This window comes from Streptomyces sp. NPDC030799 (assembly GCF_055572255.1).
The window spans coordinates 355,850-370,428 of the sequence record NZ_JBVIDS010000003.1 but is presented as its reverse complement, the minus strand read 5'-3'; the positions used below and the strand labels follow the sequence as shown (position 1 = coordinate 370,428).

Annotated in this window: 17 protein-coding genes and 1 pseudogene; 10 read left to right on the top strand and 8 right to left on the bottom strand. The window is 70.6% G+C overall.

Annotated features, from left to right (window positions below; genetic code table 11):
• Window positions 1-93: 93 nt before the first annotated feature.
• The 3 genes and pseudogenes from ACZ41I_RS09185 to ACZ41I_RS09175 form a co-directional block, all read left to right on the top strand.
• A pseudogene (locus ACZ41I_RS09185) lies at window positions 94-168 on the top strand (GNAT family N-acetyltransferase); the annotation flags it as partial.
• 95 nt (window positions 169-263) lie between these two features.
• Entirely contained in the window at window positions 264-443 is a 180-nt protein-coding gene (locus ACZ41I_RS09180) for a hypothetical protein (protein ID WP_468513658.1), read from the top strand.
• The gene (locus tag ACZ41I_RS09175) at window positions 440-583 is read left to right on the top strand and encodes a hypothetical protein (protein ID WP_468513657.1); all 144 of its coding nucleotides are present in this window, start codon (window positions 440-442) and stop codon (window positions 581-583) included. Before ACZ41I_RS09180 ends, ACZ41I_RS09175 begins: the two co-directional genes overlap by 4 nt.
• Window positions 584-638: 55 nt before the next feature.
• Here ACZ41I_RS09175 and ACZ41I_RS09170 read toward each other — a convergent pair whose 3' ends face one another.
• On the bottom strand, window positions 639-1,049 hold the full coding sequence (locus ACZ41I_RS09170) for a hypothetical protein (RefSeq protein WP_468321635.1): 411 nt from the start codon (window positions 1,047-1,049) through the stop codon (window positions 639-641).
• A gap of 133 nt (window positions 1,050-1,182) precedes the next feature.
• Here ACZ41I_RS09170 and ACZ41I_RS09165 point away from each other — a divergent pair, with 133 nt between their 5' ends.
• Window positions 1,183-1,572 (top strand): hypothetical protein, encoded by a 390-nt coding sequence (locus ACZ41I_RS09165; RefSeq protein ID WP_468513869.1) that lies wholly within the window; start codon window positions 1,183-1,185, stop codon window positions 1,570-1,572.
• 110 nt (window positions 1,573-1,682) lie between these two features.
• Here ACZ41I_RS09165 and ACZ41I_RS09160 read toward each other — a convergent pair whose 3' ends face one another.
• The 3 genes from ACZ41I_RS09160 to ACZ41I_RS09150 form a co-directional block, all read right to left on the bottom strand.
• Window positions 1,683-2,465 carry a hypothetical protein gene (locus ACZ41I_RS09160; RefSeq protein ID WP_468513656.1) on the bottom strand — a complete coding sequence of 261 codons (783 nt, stop codon included), beginning with the start codon at window positions 2,463-2,465 and terminating at the stop codon, window positions 1,683-1,685.
• A gap of 418 nt (window positions 2,466-2,883) precedes the next feature.
• Window positions 2,884-3,312 (bottom strand): hypothetical protein, encoded by a 429-nt coding sequence (locus ACZ41I_RS09155; protein WP_363218317.1) that lies wholly within the window; start codon window positions 3,310-3,312, stop codon window positions 2,884-2,886.
• Window positions 3,313-3,431: 119 nt separating this feature from the next.
• Window positions 3,432-3,842 carry a VOC family protein gene (locus ACZ41I_RS09150; protein WP_468513655.1) on the bottom strand — a complete coding sequence of 137 codons (411 nt, stop codon included), beginning with the start codon at window positions 3,840-3,842 and terminating at the stop codon, window positions 3,432-3,434.
• A gap of 432 nt (window positions 3,843-4,274) precedes the next feature.
• Between ACZ41I_RS09150 and ACZ41I_RS09145 the strand changes: the two genes are divergently transcribed.
• Window positions 4,275-6,659, top strand: a complete 2,385-nt coding sequence (locus ACZ41I_RS09145; protein WP_399769246.1) for a phosphoketolase — start codon at window positions 4,275-4,277, stop codon at window positions 6,657-6,659.
• 103 nt (window positions 6,660-6,762) lie between these two features.
• Window positions 6,763-7,002 (top strand): hypothetical protein, encoded by a 240-nt coding sequence (locus ACZ41I_RS09140; RefSeq protein WP_468513654.1) that lies wholly within the window; start codon window positions 6,763-6,765, stop codon window positions 7,000-7,002.
• Window positions 7,003-7,026: 24 nt separating this feature from the next.
• On the opposite strand, the gene ACZ41I_RS09135 is transcribed toward ACZ41I_RS09140, so the two are convergent.
• From ACZ41I_RS09135 to ACZ41I_RS09125, 3 genes are all read right to left on the bottom strand, one after another.
• Window positions 7,027-7,650 (bottom strand): histidine phosphatase family protein, encoded by a 624-nt coding sequence (locus ACZ41I_RS09135; protein WP_399769242.1) that lies wholly within the window; start codon window positions 7,648-7,650, stop codon window positions 7,027-7,029.
• Window positions 7,651-7,758: 108 nt separating this feature from the next.
• Window positions 7,759-8,448, bottom strand: coding sequence for a response regulator transcription factor (locus tag ACZ41I_RS09130; RefSeq protein ID WP_363219839.1), 690 nt, complete (start codon window positions 8,446-8,448; stop codon window positions 7,759-7,761).
• Between the two features lie 29 nt (window positions 8,449-8,477).
• Window positions 8,478-9,770, bottom strand: a complete 1,293-nt coding sequence (locus tag ACZ41I_RS09125) for a sensor histidine kinase (RefSeq protein WP_468513653.1) — start codon at window positions 9,768-9,770, stop codon at window positions 8,478-8,480.
• Between the two features lie 288 nt (window positions 9,771-10,058).
• On the opposite strand from ACZ41I_RS09125, the gene ACZ41I_RS09120 reads away from it, so the two are divergent.
• From ACZ41I_RS09120 to ACZ41I_RS09105, 4 genes are all read left to right on the top strand, one after another.
• A complete protein-coding gene (locus ACZ41I_RS09120) occupies window positions 10,059-10,487 on the top strand; it encodes a DUF2690 domain-containing protein (RefSeq protein WP_399769237.1) in 429 nt (142 codons plus the stop codon).
• 493 nt (window positions 10,488-10,980) lie between these two features.
• Window positions 10,981-11,355, top strand: coding sequence for a hypothetical protein (locus tag ACZ41I_RS09115; protein ID WP_468513652.1), 375 nt, complete (start codon window positions 10,981-10,983; stop codon window positions 11,353-11,355).
• Between the two features lie 35 nt (window positions 11,356-11,390).
• A complete protein-coding gene (locus ACZ41I_RS09110; protein WP_468513651.1) occupies window positions 11,391-12,191 on the top strand; it encodes a thioesterase family protein in 801 nt (266 codons plus the stop codon).
• A 357-nt stretch (window positions 12,192-12,548) separates the two neighbouring features.
• The gene (locus tag ACZ41I_RS09105) at window positions 12,549-13,073 is read left to right on the top strand and encodes a transglycosylase SLT domain-containing protein (protein WP_399769231.1); all 525 of its coding nucleotides are present in this window, start codon (window positions 12,549-12,551) and stop codon (window positions 13,071-13,073) included.
• Between the two features lie 63 nt (window positions 13,074-13,136).
• Here ACZ41I_RS09105 and ACZ41I_RS09100 read toward each other — a convergent pair whose 3' ends face one another.
• Complete coding sequence (locus tag ACZ41I_RS09100; protein ID WP_468513650.1) at window positions 13,137-14,339, bottom strand: alpha/beta hydrolase family protein; 1,203 nt, start codon at window positions 14,337-14,339, stop codon at window positions 13,137-13,139.
• Between the last annotated feature and the right edge of the window lie 240 nt (window positions 14,340-14,579).

Below are 14,579 nucleotides of genomic sequence, written 5' to 3'. Positions count from 1 at the left end.
CAGCGGCGCGCTTCGGGATTGCGCCTCGGCGGGACGGATACGGCGAGCGGTTGCCGAGCGCCGCGCTCGACCGCGCACCGGCTCGTCGTACGGCTGCGCGACGATGCTGCCCGATGGATGGACTCCCGTGGTACGACCGGCCAGTGGCAGCCCGGGGAACTGGACGAACGGCTCTCCCTGATCCTCAGCAAGGCGTTCCTGCTCGCCGCCGGCACGAAGATCACCGACGAGTCCGTTCTCCTGCAGATCAAGCGAGGTGCCTGATGGCCACCGTGACCTTCCGGGACGAGACCGCGACGGGCGGGCCGGTCACCGAGCGGGAGATCGCCGGGCTGCCGGAAGGGATGACCGTACGCGAGCTGATCAGGATCCGGGTCCGGGAGACCGACCTGAACGGCTACCGTCTGCGCGAGCCCCGCCGCATCGAGAGCACCAGGCCGTGATCGCCGAACGCGCCTTGCCGGCCAACGGGTTGTTCGTGCCGGCAGGCGATCGCCAGGTGGAGGACCTCGACGAAGTCCTGGATCTCAGCGCCGATCCCGACCTGGTCTTCATCAAGCTCGTCGCCCTCGTCGGCGGCTGAGGGACCCGCATCTGCCGGCGGGTACAGTGCGGGCGTGTCCGACGATGCGGCACGCTTACGGCAGGTCGTCGCGCCCCAGCCAGGCCGGCTTGACGGGCACCCCGTCCGCGTACCGCTCGTCCTGCTCCGCCGGCTCATCCGGCGAAGCGACGGGGCCAGTCGGCGTCTCCACAGGTTCTGGGGCGGCGGGCGCGGCGGAGTCCTCCAGCAGTTCCGCCACCGTGAACCGGGTGGCGAAGGACTGCCATGCCCCGTCCACGACGACGAGGAAACCGTCGCCGTCCCGAAGGAGCCGACGGCGTCTGGGACTTCGGGGATGCTCGGGCGAGTGGTTCCGGGCCCGCCGTTCCAACTCCGCGAGCGCCTCGGCACGAGTTCCGGAGACGTGCGCGACGACGTGCGCCTCCATGTGCTTGCCCTCGCCGGCACCCAAGGTCATCTCGACAACCAGTGCCCACGTCGTCATGTCCGCCGCCTTCATGTTCGTACTGCTGCCTGGAGCAGGGCCTTCTCCGCCACGGGAGTTGGGGATGTTGACGGAGGAGCGCCTGAGTATGTGCGCGCTGGTGGGGGAGGGAGCCGGTCGCAACGCTGGGGGGATGCGTCAAGGACTACTGAAATCCGTACCTCACCTGCTCTCGATTCCCTTGCTGGCGGGGGTGTCACTGGCTGCGTGGGCTGTCTGGCTGGGCTGGGACCAGCATCGCGACGTCCGTCCCGATGGCTCGACGACCGGCCCGTACGAGGCGTGGCAGGTGATCGGGCTGGTGCTGACCCTGCTGGTACCGGTGTGCTGGGCGGCGTACCGGGGCTACACCGTCGGCGGTGTGTCGGGTACGACGGCCGGTCTCACCCTTGCGGCCTTTGCGGACTGGTCGGACGACTCCACCGGACTGTTCGGGGTCGGCGTCGCGATGGTCATGATCGGCAGCCTGGCCACGACCTTGGCCGTGTCCGCAGTGATCGCCTGCAGGAAACAAGGCCCATGACGTCCTGGAGCTGCGTACGACGCCGGCGGCTCGACCGGCCGCGATGATCTCCTCGACGCTGCTGACGAGGGGATCCCGGGACCGACGAGCCGATGACGGCAGGAAACGTCCTAGACGCCTCTGCGGCGGAACCAGCCGCGTCCAGGTGTGAGCGGGGCGGACGGGCCAGGGTGGGGCGGGGGAGAGGACACGGGGTGTGGGGCAGGGGTGGGGCCGGGGTGTGCGGGCGGGACCGGGCCGCCGTAGGGAGCCGGAGACGGACCGGGGTGGGCCAGGGGTGGCGTCGGGCCGGGGAACGGCGGCAGGGTCTTGAACTGGTCGTGAAGGGTGACTGTCGGCGTGATCCGGCGCAGGGCGGCGCGCACCAAGGTGAGCGGGTGATCGGGGAATTGGGGATCCCACTGCTCCAGGTCGGCCACGTGGTACGGCAGACCGCCGAACTGCCCGCCCCCGGCGTACGGATGGGGCTGGAAGTAGGCGGCCGGCCCCACCTGACTCATCACCATGGCTTCCCGCAGGCCGGTCGTGGCACCCTCCGCAGCCTGCACCTTCACCACGGTGCTGCAACGGTCCTTCGGCAGCGTCCAACTGCCGATGAAGGCCTGCCCCTGCCTGCTCTGCAGCGGCATCTTGATCAGCTGGCGCAGCGCCGGGACGCCGTCCACGCTTCCCACCACCGCTTCGATGAGGCCGCCACCGGATCCGGCCGCGCCCTGGGCGCTCCCGTAGCGCAGCCGCTCCTGCTCGTGCAGGGGGGCCGGCAGGTCCGGAACCAGGGGAAAGAAGTGGACCGACAGGACGAGCCCCGCTGCATCGGTCCACAGGCCGGGCTCACGCTCGGTGAAACCTGTGAGGTCCAGGCCGGTGATCGGGGTCTGGGCGATCGAAGTCATGCTGATCATCATGCCGGGTCGGTGGAGCGAAGTCGTGGCCAGGGCCGGGGCAGGCGGATGCCCGGCGGTCACCAGGGAGTCCTTCGCCCCGTCCGGGGCGGAGCCACCACCGGCGACAGCGATCGGTGCGACCATCAGCCCATCGACCACGAGCCCATCGGCCGGCAGTTCCGGCGCGAGGGCAGTCACGGCGGCCCCGGCCCCTCGGGCCGGATTCAGCGTGGCGGTCGTCCCGTCGCAGATGTGAAGATTTGGCCCCCGCTGGTCCGCCACCCCGGGCCTGGCGGACCAGCGCCTTGGAGGCGCCGTCGCGGGGTAAGTGGAACTTACGCCTCCAGTGGCGGCCGCGGAAGACCTGTAGATGTGGTCCAGGTCATATTGACCCGGTCGGGCCGCAGGCCCGGGCCCGGGAGGGGGGTCAGCCGATGAGTGAGCGGAACTGGTCGATCGTGCGGCGCCGCATCGTGAGAAAGGCCAGCCAGGAGCTGTCGGCGTAGTGCAGCCGGAAGCGGGCCATCAGCTGTGTGCGCGGCCTGCGTTCGACCCGGGTCACCCAGGCCCGCGGCACCTCCCACACCGGGGTGCCGTCGAGGGGCTGGACGAGTCCGATGCGCTGGTCGGTCACCCGCAGCAGCAGCGCGCCGGACGTGTGGGGCATCTGAGCGGCGATGCTTCCGGCTGCTCCGGACTGGGCGCCGACGCTGTTGACCAGGTCGTTCGCGAGGGACCGGACGATGGTCGGGCTGATGCCTTTGGCGCTCTTGGCAGGAACGACGGTGCCGTAGCCCAAGAGCCGCTCGCCGGGGGCCAGTTGATTGAGGGCGGAACGCTCGTGGAGGACCGACATGCTCGTGATCATATGCCGTGCAGGTGGAGGATGCGGCACCGCCCTTGGCCGTACCAGGCGTCGTCGCCGCTCGGCAGGGTGCAGAGGCTGAGGGTCCCTTGACGCAGCCGCGGTTCGGCTCAGGCCGGCAGGTTCAGTTGCCAGGAGACGCCGAACCGGTCGTTGACCCAGCCGAACTTCCTGCTGAACCCGTAGTCCCCCAGCGGCATGAGCTCCGTGCCGCGCTCGACCAGGGCCGCGTGGAGGCGGTCGATCTCCGGCTCGCTCTCGCACTGCACGAAGAGCGAGACCGCGGGGGTGAAGGTGAAATCGTGCTTCGCAGGGCTGTCGATGCACATGAACTGCTGGCCGGCGAGTGAGAACGTCGCATGCCGCACGCTCCCCTCCTTGCCCTCGCCCCCGGCGCCGTAGCGGGTGATGTTGACGAGCTCGGCGCCGTCGAAGAGTGAGATGTAGAAGGTCATCGCTTCCTCGGCGTCGCCCTCGAACATCAAGAACGTGGTGATCTTCTGCGATGCCGTGATCTCCATACCGCTCACTCCTCCAGTGCCTCGGACAGCCGGCACACGAGCGCCCCGGACAGTCGACACATGGCCACCGTAGCCGGTGGCCTCCTCCGCATCCGGCCGCGACCCAGAGCCGACATGAACAAGGCCCCGGGATGGAGCGGAGTCGTCACCGGCGGGGCGACGGCCGTCGTCCGATTCCCCCGAGGGAGTGTTCGTGCGCATCCATCCGGAGCCGGTCACCGAGCGTGACCCGGCGACGGGGCAGATGCTCTACGGGGTGGAGCTTGTGCCTTGGGGGCGACCCGGAATACAGACGGTTCGGCCCGGCGACGGGGCCGAACGGCCCCTGTCGGGCACCGGTCGGTACGCCGGAAGGTGACGTGCTGTGCCCCCAGCGCCGAGACCGGCATGCGTCACACCCCCGATCACCGGCCGAACCGGGAAGGACCACAGATGTCCCTCGACACGCAGCAGGCGTCCGCCGGACTCACCGACGAGGAGCTCGCCACCCTGAACGCCCACTGGCGCGCCGCGAACTACCTCTCCGTGGGCCAGATCCATCTCATGGCCAACCCCTTGCTGACCGAACCGCTGCGGCCGGAGCACGTCAAGCCACGGCTGCTCGGCCACTGGGGCACCTCGCCGGGCCTCAACCTGGTCCACACTCATCTGAACCGCGTCATCAAGGCCCGCGACCTGGACGCCCTGTGCATCTGGGGGCCCGGCCACGGCGGCCCGGCCGTTCTGGCGAACTCCTGGCTGGAGGGGTCGTACACCGAGACCTACCCGGACATCACCCGGGACGCGGCCGGCATGGCCCGGCTCTTCAAGCAGTTCTCCTTCCCCGGCGGGGTGCCCAGCCATGTCGCCCCCGAGACCCCGGGCTCGATCCACGAGGGCGGGGAGCTCGGCTACTCCCTGTCCCACGCCTACGGCGCCGCACTGGACAATCCGGACCTGCTGGTCGCCTGCGTGATCGGGGACGGAGAGGCGGAGACCGGCCCGCTGGCCGCCTCCTGGCATGCGAACAAATTCCTCGACCCGGTCCATGACGGCGCCGTGCTGCCGATCCTGCACCTGAACGGCTACAAGATCGCCAACCCGACGGTGCTGTCCCGCCTGCCCGACGCCGAACTCGATCAACTCCTCAGCGGCTACGGCCACGAGCCGATCCACGTCACCGGCGACGACCCGGCCGCCGTCCACCGCGCGATGGCCGAAGCGATGGACACCGCCGCCGACCGCATCGCCGCCCTGCAGCGCGCCGCCCGCCGGGACGGGGTCACCGACCGGCCCCGCTGGCCGGTGATCGTCCTGCGCACACCCAAGGGCTGGACCGGTCCCGCAGAGGTCGACGGACTGCCGGTCGAAGGCACCTGGCGTGCCCACCAGGTGCCGCTCGCCGCTGTCCGTGACAACCCCGAACACCTGCGCCGACTGGAGCAGTGGATGCGCTCCTACCGGCCCGAGGAACTGTTCGACGAGCATGGTGCCCCGCGCGCGGACGTGCTGGCCTGCATCCCCCGGGGCGCCCGACGGCTCGGTGCGAACCCGCACGCCAACGGCGGACTCCTGCTGCGCGAGCTGCCCCTGCCTCCGCTGGAACGCTACGCCGTGACCGTCGACAAACCCGGCGCGACCCTGCACGAACCGACCCGCGTGCTCGGCGACATGCTGCAGGACGTCATGGCGGCCACTGCCGGCCGGCGCGACTTCCGGCTCGTGGGCCCCGACGAGACCGCCTCCAACCGGCTCCAAGCGGTCTACGCGGCCAGCGGCAAGGCCTGGCAGGCCGCCACCCTCCCGGTCGACGAGCACCTGGACCGGCACGGCCGAGTGATGGAGATCCTGTCCGAACACACCTGCCAGGGCTGGCTGGAGGGCTACCTCCTCACCGGCCGGCACGGGCTGTTCTCCTGCTACGAGGCGTTCGTGCACATCGTGGACTCGATGGTCAACCAGCACATCAAATGGCTGCGTACCACCCGCCGCCTGCCCTGGCGGGCCCCCCTCGCCTCCCTCAACTACCTGCTGACCTCCCATGTATGGCGCCAGGACCACAACGGCTTCTCCCACCAGGACCCCGGCTTCGTCGACCACGTGCTGAACAAGAGCCCGGAAGTCGTGCGGGTCTACCTGCCGCCGGACGCCAACACCCTGCTGTCCGTGGCCGACCACGTGCTCCGCAGCCGTGACTACGTCAACGTCGTCGTCGCCGGCAAACAACCGTGCTTCGACTGGCTGTCGATGGAGCAGGCGAAGGTCCACTGCGCCCGCGGCGCCGGCATCTGGGAGTGGGCCGGCACCGAGGACGGCGCGCGTGAACCCGACGTGGTGCTGGCCTGCGCCGGGGACGTACCCACCCAGGAAGTGCTGGCGGCGGCCCAGTTGCTGCGCCGCCACCTGCCCGAGCTTGTCGTGCGGGTGGTGAACGTCGTCGACATCGCCCGGCTGCTGCCGAGCGAGGAACACCCGCACGGCATGGGCGACTTCGCGTACGACGGGCTCTTCACCGCTGACAAACCGGTGATCTTCGCCTACCACGGCTATCCGTGGCTGATCCACCGCCTCGCCTACCGGCGCACCGGTCACCGCAACCTGCACGTGCGCGGATACAAGGAGATCGGCACCACGACCACGCCGTTCGACATGGTGGTCCGCAACGACCTGGACCGCTACCGCCTGGTGATGGACGTCATCGACCGCGTCCCCGGCCTGGCCGTACGGGCGGCGGCCGTACGCCAGCGCATGGAGGACACCCGGCAGCGCCACCACGACTGGATCCGCGAGAGCGGGACGGACCTGCCCGAGGTGGCGGACTGGTCGTGGGACAGCTGAGCTCCGGCGCGGCCCGCCGTCGATGTCGTCGCCGGCCCGAAGCGGTTTCCGGCTCCCGGCCCGGGGTACTCGGTGTGGCTCGACTTCGGAGGGAGGCATGGAGATGACAGCCAGGCGCGACCAGCACGGGGACCGCTACGACCGTGCGCGCACCCCGGAGGAGCCCGGGTCGCACTCGGGCGCGGAGAGCCAGGCACGAAGCCGGTCCGTCCCGGGTACGGCCGGAGCCAAGGAGGGCTACCAGCCCGAACGGGGCACGACAGCGGGCAAGCCCCTCGAAGGCATCGAGGACCCCGAGGCCGGCGACGAGGCGGCCCACGGCACGGACCCGAGCGACCGCTGACCCAACGGACGACGGACGCCCCCCTCAGATGTGCAATTCGGGGGGAAAGCCGGTCCAGCGCAGCTCGGCGGGCAGATGGCGCATGTCGTTGGAGACGAGGACGGAGGCCGGCCGACCGGGAGCGTAGCGGATCACCGTGAGCGCGGCGTTGCCGTGGTTGAGGCCGAGCCAACGCCATTTCGGCGCGTACATGGCGTCCCGGACGAGCCAGGCGACCAGGAAGTTGTGGGTGACGACCAGTTCGTGCCGCTCCTCTTCTCCCTCCACCGGCCCGGTGAACAGATCCAGCGCGCGGCGGGCCAGCGCAGGTCCGTGCTCCCGCTCCTCATCCGTGGCGTCGGCGAGAAAGCGGAGGAAGAAGTCTGCCGATTCCTGAGGGAGCTCGTCCCTTGCCGGCACATGGGGAACGTAGTCTCCGGCAACGTCCGAGACGTGCAGAGGGACGTTCTTCAGCTGGTCGCCGATGAGACGCGCGGTCTGCTCCGCCCGGGGCAGCGGACCATGGTGGACAGCGGCGAGGGGAATGTCCCGGAGGCGCCGGCCGAGCAGTGTGGCTTGCCGACGGCCGCCCGCTGTCAGCCCGCTCTCGTCCGCCGACGCCTCGCCGTGCCGGACGAGATAGAGGTAACGGGTGGCCGTGCCGGTCATCTGGAACTCCTCTGGCCCCTTGAGCGATCTTGTGCATCGATGGACGCTGCCTTCCTCGGTGCCGGTTCCGGCAGGCCCCGGGTCACAGGTCGTCCGAACGGTCGCGGATCACAGGGATGCGCTGTCGGCGTGCGGGACACGGCGGGGGTGGATGAGACCGGTCTCGTACGCCACCGTCACGGCCTGTGCCCGGCTGCTGAGGTCGAGCTTGGCCATCATCCGGTTCAGATGCGTCTTCACCGTGGCGATGCTCACCGTGAGGCGGTCGGCCACCTCCCGATTGGAGAGTCCCTGGCCGACCAGACTGAGTACGTCTCGCTCCCGGTTGGTCAGCGAGGCCAGGACGGCGGGGTCGGTGCTGGCGGGTGACGGACGGCTGAGGTAGGTGTCGATGAGCCGCCGGGTGACGGTCGGCGCGAACAGCATGTCACCGTCCGCGATGGTCCGGATGGCGGTGAACAGCCTTTCCGGAGGCGTCTCCTTGAGCAGGAAGCCGCTCGCGCCCGCCCGCAGCGCGGCGTACACCAGCTCGTCGAGGTCGAACGTGGTGAGCATGACGATCTTCGGCTTGGGCTCGTCCGACGCGGTGAGGATCTGCTCGGTCGCGGCGACCCCGTCGAGTCCGGGGAGCCGGATGTCCATGAGGATCACGTCCGGCCGTCTCCCTGCGGCCAGTGCGACCGCCTCCTCGCCGGTCGCGGCTTCCCCGCACACGTCCAGATCGGGCGTCGCACGCAGCAGCGCCGAGAGCCCGCTGCGGACGAGTGCCTGGTCATCGACGACGAGCACACGTGTCATTCCCGTGGTCCCCCCGAACTCGGTGCACCTCATCTGTCTGCAGGCGGCTCCGCGGCCGGGTGGCCGTCCCGGCCCGCGCGGTACGGGGCGGGTAGCGTGAACGCCACCTCGAATCCCGCCGCCGGTCGGGGCCCTGCGCGGAAACTGCCGCCATAAAGCCTCACGCGTTCATACATGCCGATCAACCCATGCCCGGTTCCCATGGAGCTTTGTCCGAATGCTGGCGGGCGTTGACCGATTCCCACGCCTGGGTCGGTGGCCGGGGCCTCCCGCTCACCGATGCCGCCTTCCCTTCGGCCCCCGTCGTCGGTCACCGTGACGGTCAGCGTCCCGGTGCCGTACACCAGTGATACCCGGACCCGGGCGGCCGGCCCGGCATGTTTGAGGGTGTTGGTCAGGGCCTCCTGGACGATCCGGTAGGCGCACAGATCGGCTCCCGGAGCCAGCTGCCGCGGCACACCCGTGACGTGGGTGTCGACGGTGAGCCCCGCGGCGACCATGCGTGCGGACAGTTCTCCCAGGCGGGCCAGGCCCGTGTCGGGGTCGGGCGGCGGTCCGCACACGGCGTCGGTGCCGTCCGTCGTCACGCGCAGCACATGAAGCAGGCCGCGCATCTCCTCCAGCGCCTCGCGCGTGGTGCCCTCGATGGTGTGCAGTGCTTCGCGGGCCTTCGCGGCGTCCGTGTCGAAGACGTACCGGGCCAGTCCGCTCTGCACCGAGACCACCGACAGATGGTGGGCGACCACGTCGTGCAGTTCCCGGGCGATGCGCACGCGTTCCTCGGTCACCGCGTGCCGGGCACGCGCTCCCTCCTCGGCCCGCAGCCGCGCGGTGAGGCGGTCCAGTTCGGCGTTCTGCTGCTCCAGACGGCGCAGGTTCCGGCCGAAACCCCAGGCGAGCAGCAGGACCACGAGGGTCTGCCCCAGGGCAACGGCCGCCGACACCGCATGGGAGGCCATCGTGTTGTGGAGCCATGCGCCTATGACGGGCAGGGCCGCCAAGGCGGTCTCCCGGGTGGGCCGTGCGGCGGCGATCGTGAAGAACGCCAGCATCGGCGACCACACGTTGACCGACGGCTGGTAGCCGAGAGCGGTGTAGACGGCGAGGCCGGCGCAGGTGCACCACAGCACCGGCCACGGGATCACCCGACGGACCGCCAACGGCAGATGGATGACGCAGGTCAGGACGACGGCACGCGTGTCGAAGGGGGGCCAGCCGGAGGGCGTGTACTGCTCGGCGAAGCCCAGTGTGACTCCCAGCATGCCCGCTGCGATCGCCGTGTCGACACAGACCCTTTGACGTGGCGTCACCCCCAAGCGCATGCCCGAAGACTAGCCATGACGTCTTTGGCCGGCCGTCGGACCAGGGGTTGAACTCCGGCGGTGGATGGCTTGAGGGGCGTAAACCTGCGCGGTAGCCGGCGTACCGCCGGGGACTGACCCGCGAATTGCAACCACCGTGGGATTCGCTGGGGCAGCCGCTCTCGTAGCGTCGTCGACGCAAGCCGGTTCCAACACGGGGGACGGTGCGCCCAGGCCGCACAAGGCAGCGACGACAGCTGACTTCAGGGCCGGGCAGCCACCTCGGTCTGCATCCACGACGGAGGAATCATGTTCATACCGCGCCTCAGCACCCGCGCAGCGGTCCTGGTCGCGACGACGACCCTGCTCACGGGCTTGGGCGGCGCCGTCGCCGCGACAAGCGCTGCCGCCGCCGACGCCAGTGCTGCGGGGTCGTGCACGTTCGCCCATCCCAAGACGGTGAAGACGGCGAAGGTCGACTCGATCAACATCCAGCTCCGCTACAGCACCTCCACCCGCTGCGCATGGGGCCGCATCTACAACGCGGACCCCGGCGACAAGGTCTGGGTGGACCGCTCCTCGAACAACGGCCGCACCTGGGAAGGCCCGCTGAGCCTGACCACGGTGCGGAGCGGCTCGGACACGCATACCGCTTCACGCTACGACGGCGGCTATGTGATGCGCGCCTGTGCGTGGAACGACTCCACGCACCACATCAAGTGCACCGGCTGGTACTGATCCCGCCGCGAGCACAGGGCCGGTCAGGCCCGTGAGCGTCAGGAGGCCGCCCGGAACGCCCGGGCGGCCTCCGCGTGTTGGGCCCGCCGTCTGCTGGATCAGCACGGCGGAGTGTGCGCTTCCGCAACGTCGGACGCCTGGGGCCCGTGCCTTTCGTCGGCGCCTGGATTCATGGTCCCGGCCCGGCGGGTGCGGTCTACTGCGGCGGCGTGAAGAGGATCCTGCGACCGAAGCGCGCGCACATTCCGGCCCCTCTCCGTGGCCGCTACTGGGGCGGTCAGCGTGGTCGACAGCCCCCGAACAGCTCGACACCGCCGTACGGCCGCCCATTCCTGCCGATCGCCGCCCCGCACGGACTGACGAGGGCCCCCTCGGCATCGAGGCGGGGTGCCCGCCTGCCGGGAGACCACCTCGTGGCCGGCATGGCCCACGCCCGCACGGGTCCGACGCCGCCCACGCGCCGGCCCGCACCCGCAGAGAAGTGAGCCGACAGATGCAGCGCATCGCCTTCCTCCGGTCCGCGGACATCCAGCGCGCCGACCCCTACATCCACGGCATCGCCCCCGCCCTGGCGCAGCTCGGTGCCGAGGCCCGTCTCTTCCACACCCACGGCGACTGCACTCCGGACCTGTTCCCGGGCACGAGTGAGCGGCTCGACCCCGCCGCGACACCGGACGAGTTCGTCGCGCGCGTGCGCGCCTGGGGCGCCGACGCCGCCGTGGCGATCTCCCTGCCGGACGAGAACGCCCTGCGCGGCGCCGTCGTCAAGACCAAGCTGGAAGCCCTCGGCATCCGCACCGTCATGACTCCTTGGGGAGCAGGTCTTCGAACAATCCTCGGCGAGATGAACAAGCGCTTAGTAAGATGAGGTCTCCGGAGTCCGCGCGGTAGGAAGGGGCAGCTGTGCCGACGTCGCAAGCCGAGGCCTTCTACGAGCGGGAGTCCGGCAGCCGGTTCCTGCCCACCGCCTACACCCGGGGCCCCTGGGACGCCGACTCCCAGCACGCCGGCCCGCCGGCCGCCCTGCTCGCTCTGGCCGTCGAGCAACGGCCGGGCGGACGGCCGGACATGCGGGTCGCCCGGCTCACCTACGAGATCATGCGCCCGGTCCCGATACGGCCGCTGACCGTGGTCACACGCGTGCTGCGCGCCGGGCGCAGCGTCGAGCTCGTGGAGGCGGTGCTGACACCCGACGGCGGCCAGGAAGTGATGCGGGCGACGGTGCTGCTGATGAAGACCGCGCCGGACTCGGTACCCCAGGTGTCGCCGGGCCCGCAGGTGCCCGGGCCCTCGACCGCGCCCTTGAAGGCCTTCTTCCCGGTTCCGTGGGATCAGGGCTACCACACCGCCATGGACGTACGCTTCGCGGCCGGTTCGTTCCTCGATCCCGGACCGGCCACCGCGTGGATGCGGATGAGGGTCCCCCTGGTCGCCGGGGAGGAGATCACGCCGCTCAGCCGGGTGCTGACGGCTGCCGACTCGGGCAATGGTGTCAGTGCCGAGCTGGACTTCCACCGCTACGTCTTCGTCAATGCCGACCTCACCGTCGGCCTGCACCGCCATCCCGAGGGCGAGTGGGTGTGCCTGGACGCCCGGACGATGGTGGACGGCGCCGGTATTGGTCTGGCCGAGTCCGCCCTGCACGACGAGAAGGGGCCGCTCGGCCGCAGTACCCAGAGCCTGTATGTGGCCGCGCGCGGCTGAGACGACGGGGGAGGTCCGGAGGCTGCTGGACGGGGGAGGGGGGTGACGCCTCCCACGAGAGCCATGTCACGTCCTACCGCGGATAGTAGCTCCAGACCGCCTCAAGCAGGAAAGAAAGCCGCTAGAACGGCTAATTTTGGACATTTCTCCGTAGTTGGGTAGTACGTCACATTCTTGCGCCGGTTTCCGCGCCCCGATAACCATGTCTGTCGTTGCCGGAGCCGCAGGACGCACCGGGCCTACCTACCCAGGCCTGGTCCGCTGTGCCCTGCAGCACGGGGCCTCGCCCCGACGCCCTACAGGCCGCGACCGACCCGGCCGGCGCCTCTACGACGTCCCCACAGGAGAGACCCCTTCATGACCGCGTTCACCACCCGCCGCCTTGCCCGCCTGCGTACCCTCGCCCTGACCGGCATCGCCACCACCGGCGCCGCGACCGTCGCGCTGACCCTGATGCCGGCGTCCGCGCAGGCCGCCGAAGCCCCGCAGACGAACGCCGCCCACACGATCGCGGCCCTCCCCAGCGCCGGCCACGCCGACTCCAAGGGCACCAGCGGCACCACAGGCAACCTCGACGGCTGGATCAAGCAGTCCCTGGCGATCATGAAGGCCAAGGGCATCCCCGGCAGCTACGAAGGCCTCAAGCGCAACATCATGCGTGAGTCCGGCGGCAACCCCAACGCCCAGAACAACTGGGACGTCAACGCGCGGCAGGGCACCCCGTCCAAGGGTCTGCTGCAGGTGATCGACCCCACCTTCAACGCGTACCACGTCGACGGCACGGCGCACAGCGCCACCGACCCGGTGGCGAACATCACCGCCGCGGCCAACTACGCCGCGCACCGCTACGGCTCCATCGACAACGTCAACTCCGCGTACTGACCCCGCACCCCGTGCGGGAAGCCGCACCGCGGCGCCCGCGGGCTGGGCGCCGCGGCCCTCGTCTCACGGCAGGAAGGTCACCTCGGGGAAGGCCCGGGACGGGCCGTCGAGCAGGTGGCCGTGGCGACCGCGTAGATGCAGGTCGAAGAAGGCGAGCGGGTACGCCTGCTGGATGCGTACCGCCCGGGCCGGGTCGAGCGTGCCGGTCCAGGCGCGCAGCTGCTCGTCGCTCATCCCCACCGCCTTCGCCAGCTGCGGAATCAGCACCTGGTTGTCGCCGTAGGACGAGTGGACGGCACCCTCGGCCCGGATGTCGAGCCGCCAGCCCCGCAGGTGCGTCCAGAACTCGGCGACGCTCGGCTCCGCGGCCCGGGTGAACTGGGCGGTCATCATCATGAACGGCCGGTCCAGATCACCGGTGACGGCGGGCAGCATCGGACCGTCGAGGCTCAGCCCAGCCCGCACGCGGGCATCGTCGAGCATGACGCGGGCGGTCGCCGTCCCGCCCTTCGACCAGCCGAACATGCCGATGCGGCGCGGATCGATCGCGCAGGCCAGGCCCTGCGGCAGCGACCGGCCGCCGGCGTCGGGATTGCGCCCGGCGGCGAGGTCCTCGACGCAGTCGAGGACGAACCGGATGTCGGCCGCGAAGTCCGCCGGCCCCATTGCGACCTCCCGGTCCGGGGCGAGGACCCGTCCGTCGGGGAACTCGGTGAAGGCGTCGTAGGTGTGGGCCACTGTCACCACCGCGTAGCCGTGGCTGGCGAGTTCCTGCACCATGACGGTGTGGTCCCCCCGGTGGCTGTGCGCGCCGTGCGAGTACACGACGACGGGCAGCAGCTCCCGGCCGCCGCGCCGCACCGGGGCACCCTGGTGACCGGCGGTCAGCGGCACTTGTGCGGCGTCGGCGGGGAAGTCCGCGGACGTGAGCAGCGCTCGCAGGTTGGCAGGGGACATCCACGGTGCCGGCGGATACCGCTCGGCGTCCCGGGCGGGGTACCAGACGCTCGCCATCAGCTCCCGATGGCGCCCCGGTCCCGCCACGGGGTCCGGGCGGGCGGCGTCGACGAGGTGCAGCGCCACCGTGCCCACCGGGTACGGCCCGGTCGGCGCGGGCAGGGCGAGCTGCGCCGGGGTCGACGTACCCGAGGCCGCCCGGGCCGGCCCGGCGAGGCCGAACGGCACGGCCGCGCCGACCGCCAGCGCGGCTCCCAGAAGGCGACGACGGGTCAAGGTGTCTCGACTGGTGAACGGTGTGGTGGTCACGGCCTCTCCCTGGGTCTCCTGGACGGAACCGGGCTCAACTGCCTGACCGTCAGCTGTGCCCGCGGTCGCGCATCGGTGTGCTGTGCCGAGATCCGTGCGCATGTGCGGAACGCTGTCATCCGCCACGGCCGTGCCGCGTCCGCCCACCGGATGCAATCCACCGTCTCCTCAGCCCACGGGTGTACCTCCGCAGGCTGACGGCCCCCCGGTTCCCGGTGGTTCAAGGCAGGCAGTGTAGTT

What these genes read in the sequence shown, in the direction of transcription:
- ACZ41I_RS09165 (WP_468513869.1), top strand. Translation starts at nt 1,183, where the DNA reads ATGCGTCAAGGACTACTGAAATCCGTACCTCACCTGCTCTCGATTCCC.
- ACZ41I_RS09115 (WP_468513652.1), top strand. Translation starts at nt 10,981, where the DNA reads ATGCAGCGCATCGCCTTCCTCCGGTCCGCGGACATCCAGCGCGCCGAC.
- ACZ41I_RS09135 (WP_399769242.1), bottom strand. Translation starts at nt 7,650, where the DNA reads ATGACCGGCACGGCCACCCGTTACCTCTATCTCGTCCGGCACGGCGAG.
- ACZ41I_RS09155 (WP_363218317.1), bottom strand. Translation starts at nt 3,312, where the DNA reads ATGTCGGTCCTCCACGAGCGTTCCGCCCTCAATCAACTGGCCCCCGGC.
- ACZ41I_RS09120 (WP_399769237.1), top strand. Translation starts at nt 10,059, where the DNA reads ATGTTCATACCGCGCCTCAGCACCCGCGCAGCGGTCCTGGTCGCGACG.
- ACZ41I_RS09150 (WP_468513655.1), bottom strand. Translation starts at nt 3,842, where the DNA reads ATGGAGATCACGGCATCGCAGAAGATCACCACGTTCTTGATGTTCGAG.
- ACZ41I_RS09160 (WP_468513656.1), bottom strand. Translation starts at nt 2,465, where the DNA reads ATGACTTCGATCGCCCAGACCCCGATCACCGGCCTGGACCTCACAGGT.
- ACZ41I_RS09140 (WP_468513654.1), top strand. Translation starts at nt 6,763, where the DNA reads ATGACAGCCAGGCGCGACCAGCACGGGGACCGCTACGACCGTGCGCGC.
- ACZ41I_RS09125 (WP_468513653.1), bottom strand. Translation starts at nt 9,770, where the DNA reads ATGCGCTTGGGGGTGACGCCACGTCAAAGGGTCTGTGTCGACACGGCG.
- ACZ41I_RS09130 (WP_363219839.1), bottom strand. Translation starts at nt 8,448, where the DNA reads ATGACACGTGTGCTCGTCGTCGATGACCAGGCACTCGTCCGCAGCGGG.
- ACZ41I_RS09105 (WP_399769231.1), top strand. Translation starts at nt 12,549, where the DNA reads ATGACCGCGTTCACCACCCGCCGCCTTGCCCGCCTGCGTACCCTCGCC.
- ACZ41I_RS09145 (WP_399769246.1), top strand. Translation starts at nt 4,275, where the DNA reads ATGTCCCTCGACACGCAGCAGGCGTCCGCCGGACTCACCGACGAGGAG.
- ACZ41I_RS09180 (WP_468513658.1), top strand. Translation starts at nt 264, where the DNA reads ATGGCCACCGTGACCTTCCGGGACGAGACCGCGACGGGCGGGCCGGTC.
- ACZ41I_RS09170 (WP_468321635.1), bottom strand. Translation starts at nt 1,049, where the DNA reads ATGACGACGTGGGCACTGGTTGTCGAGATGACCTTGGGTGCCGGCGAG.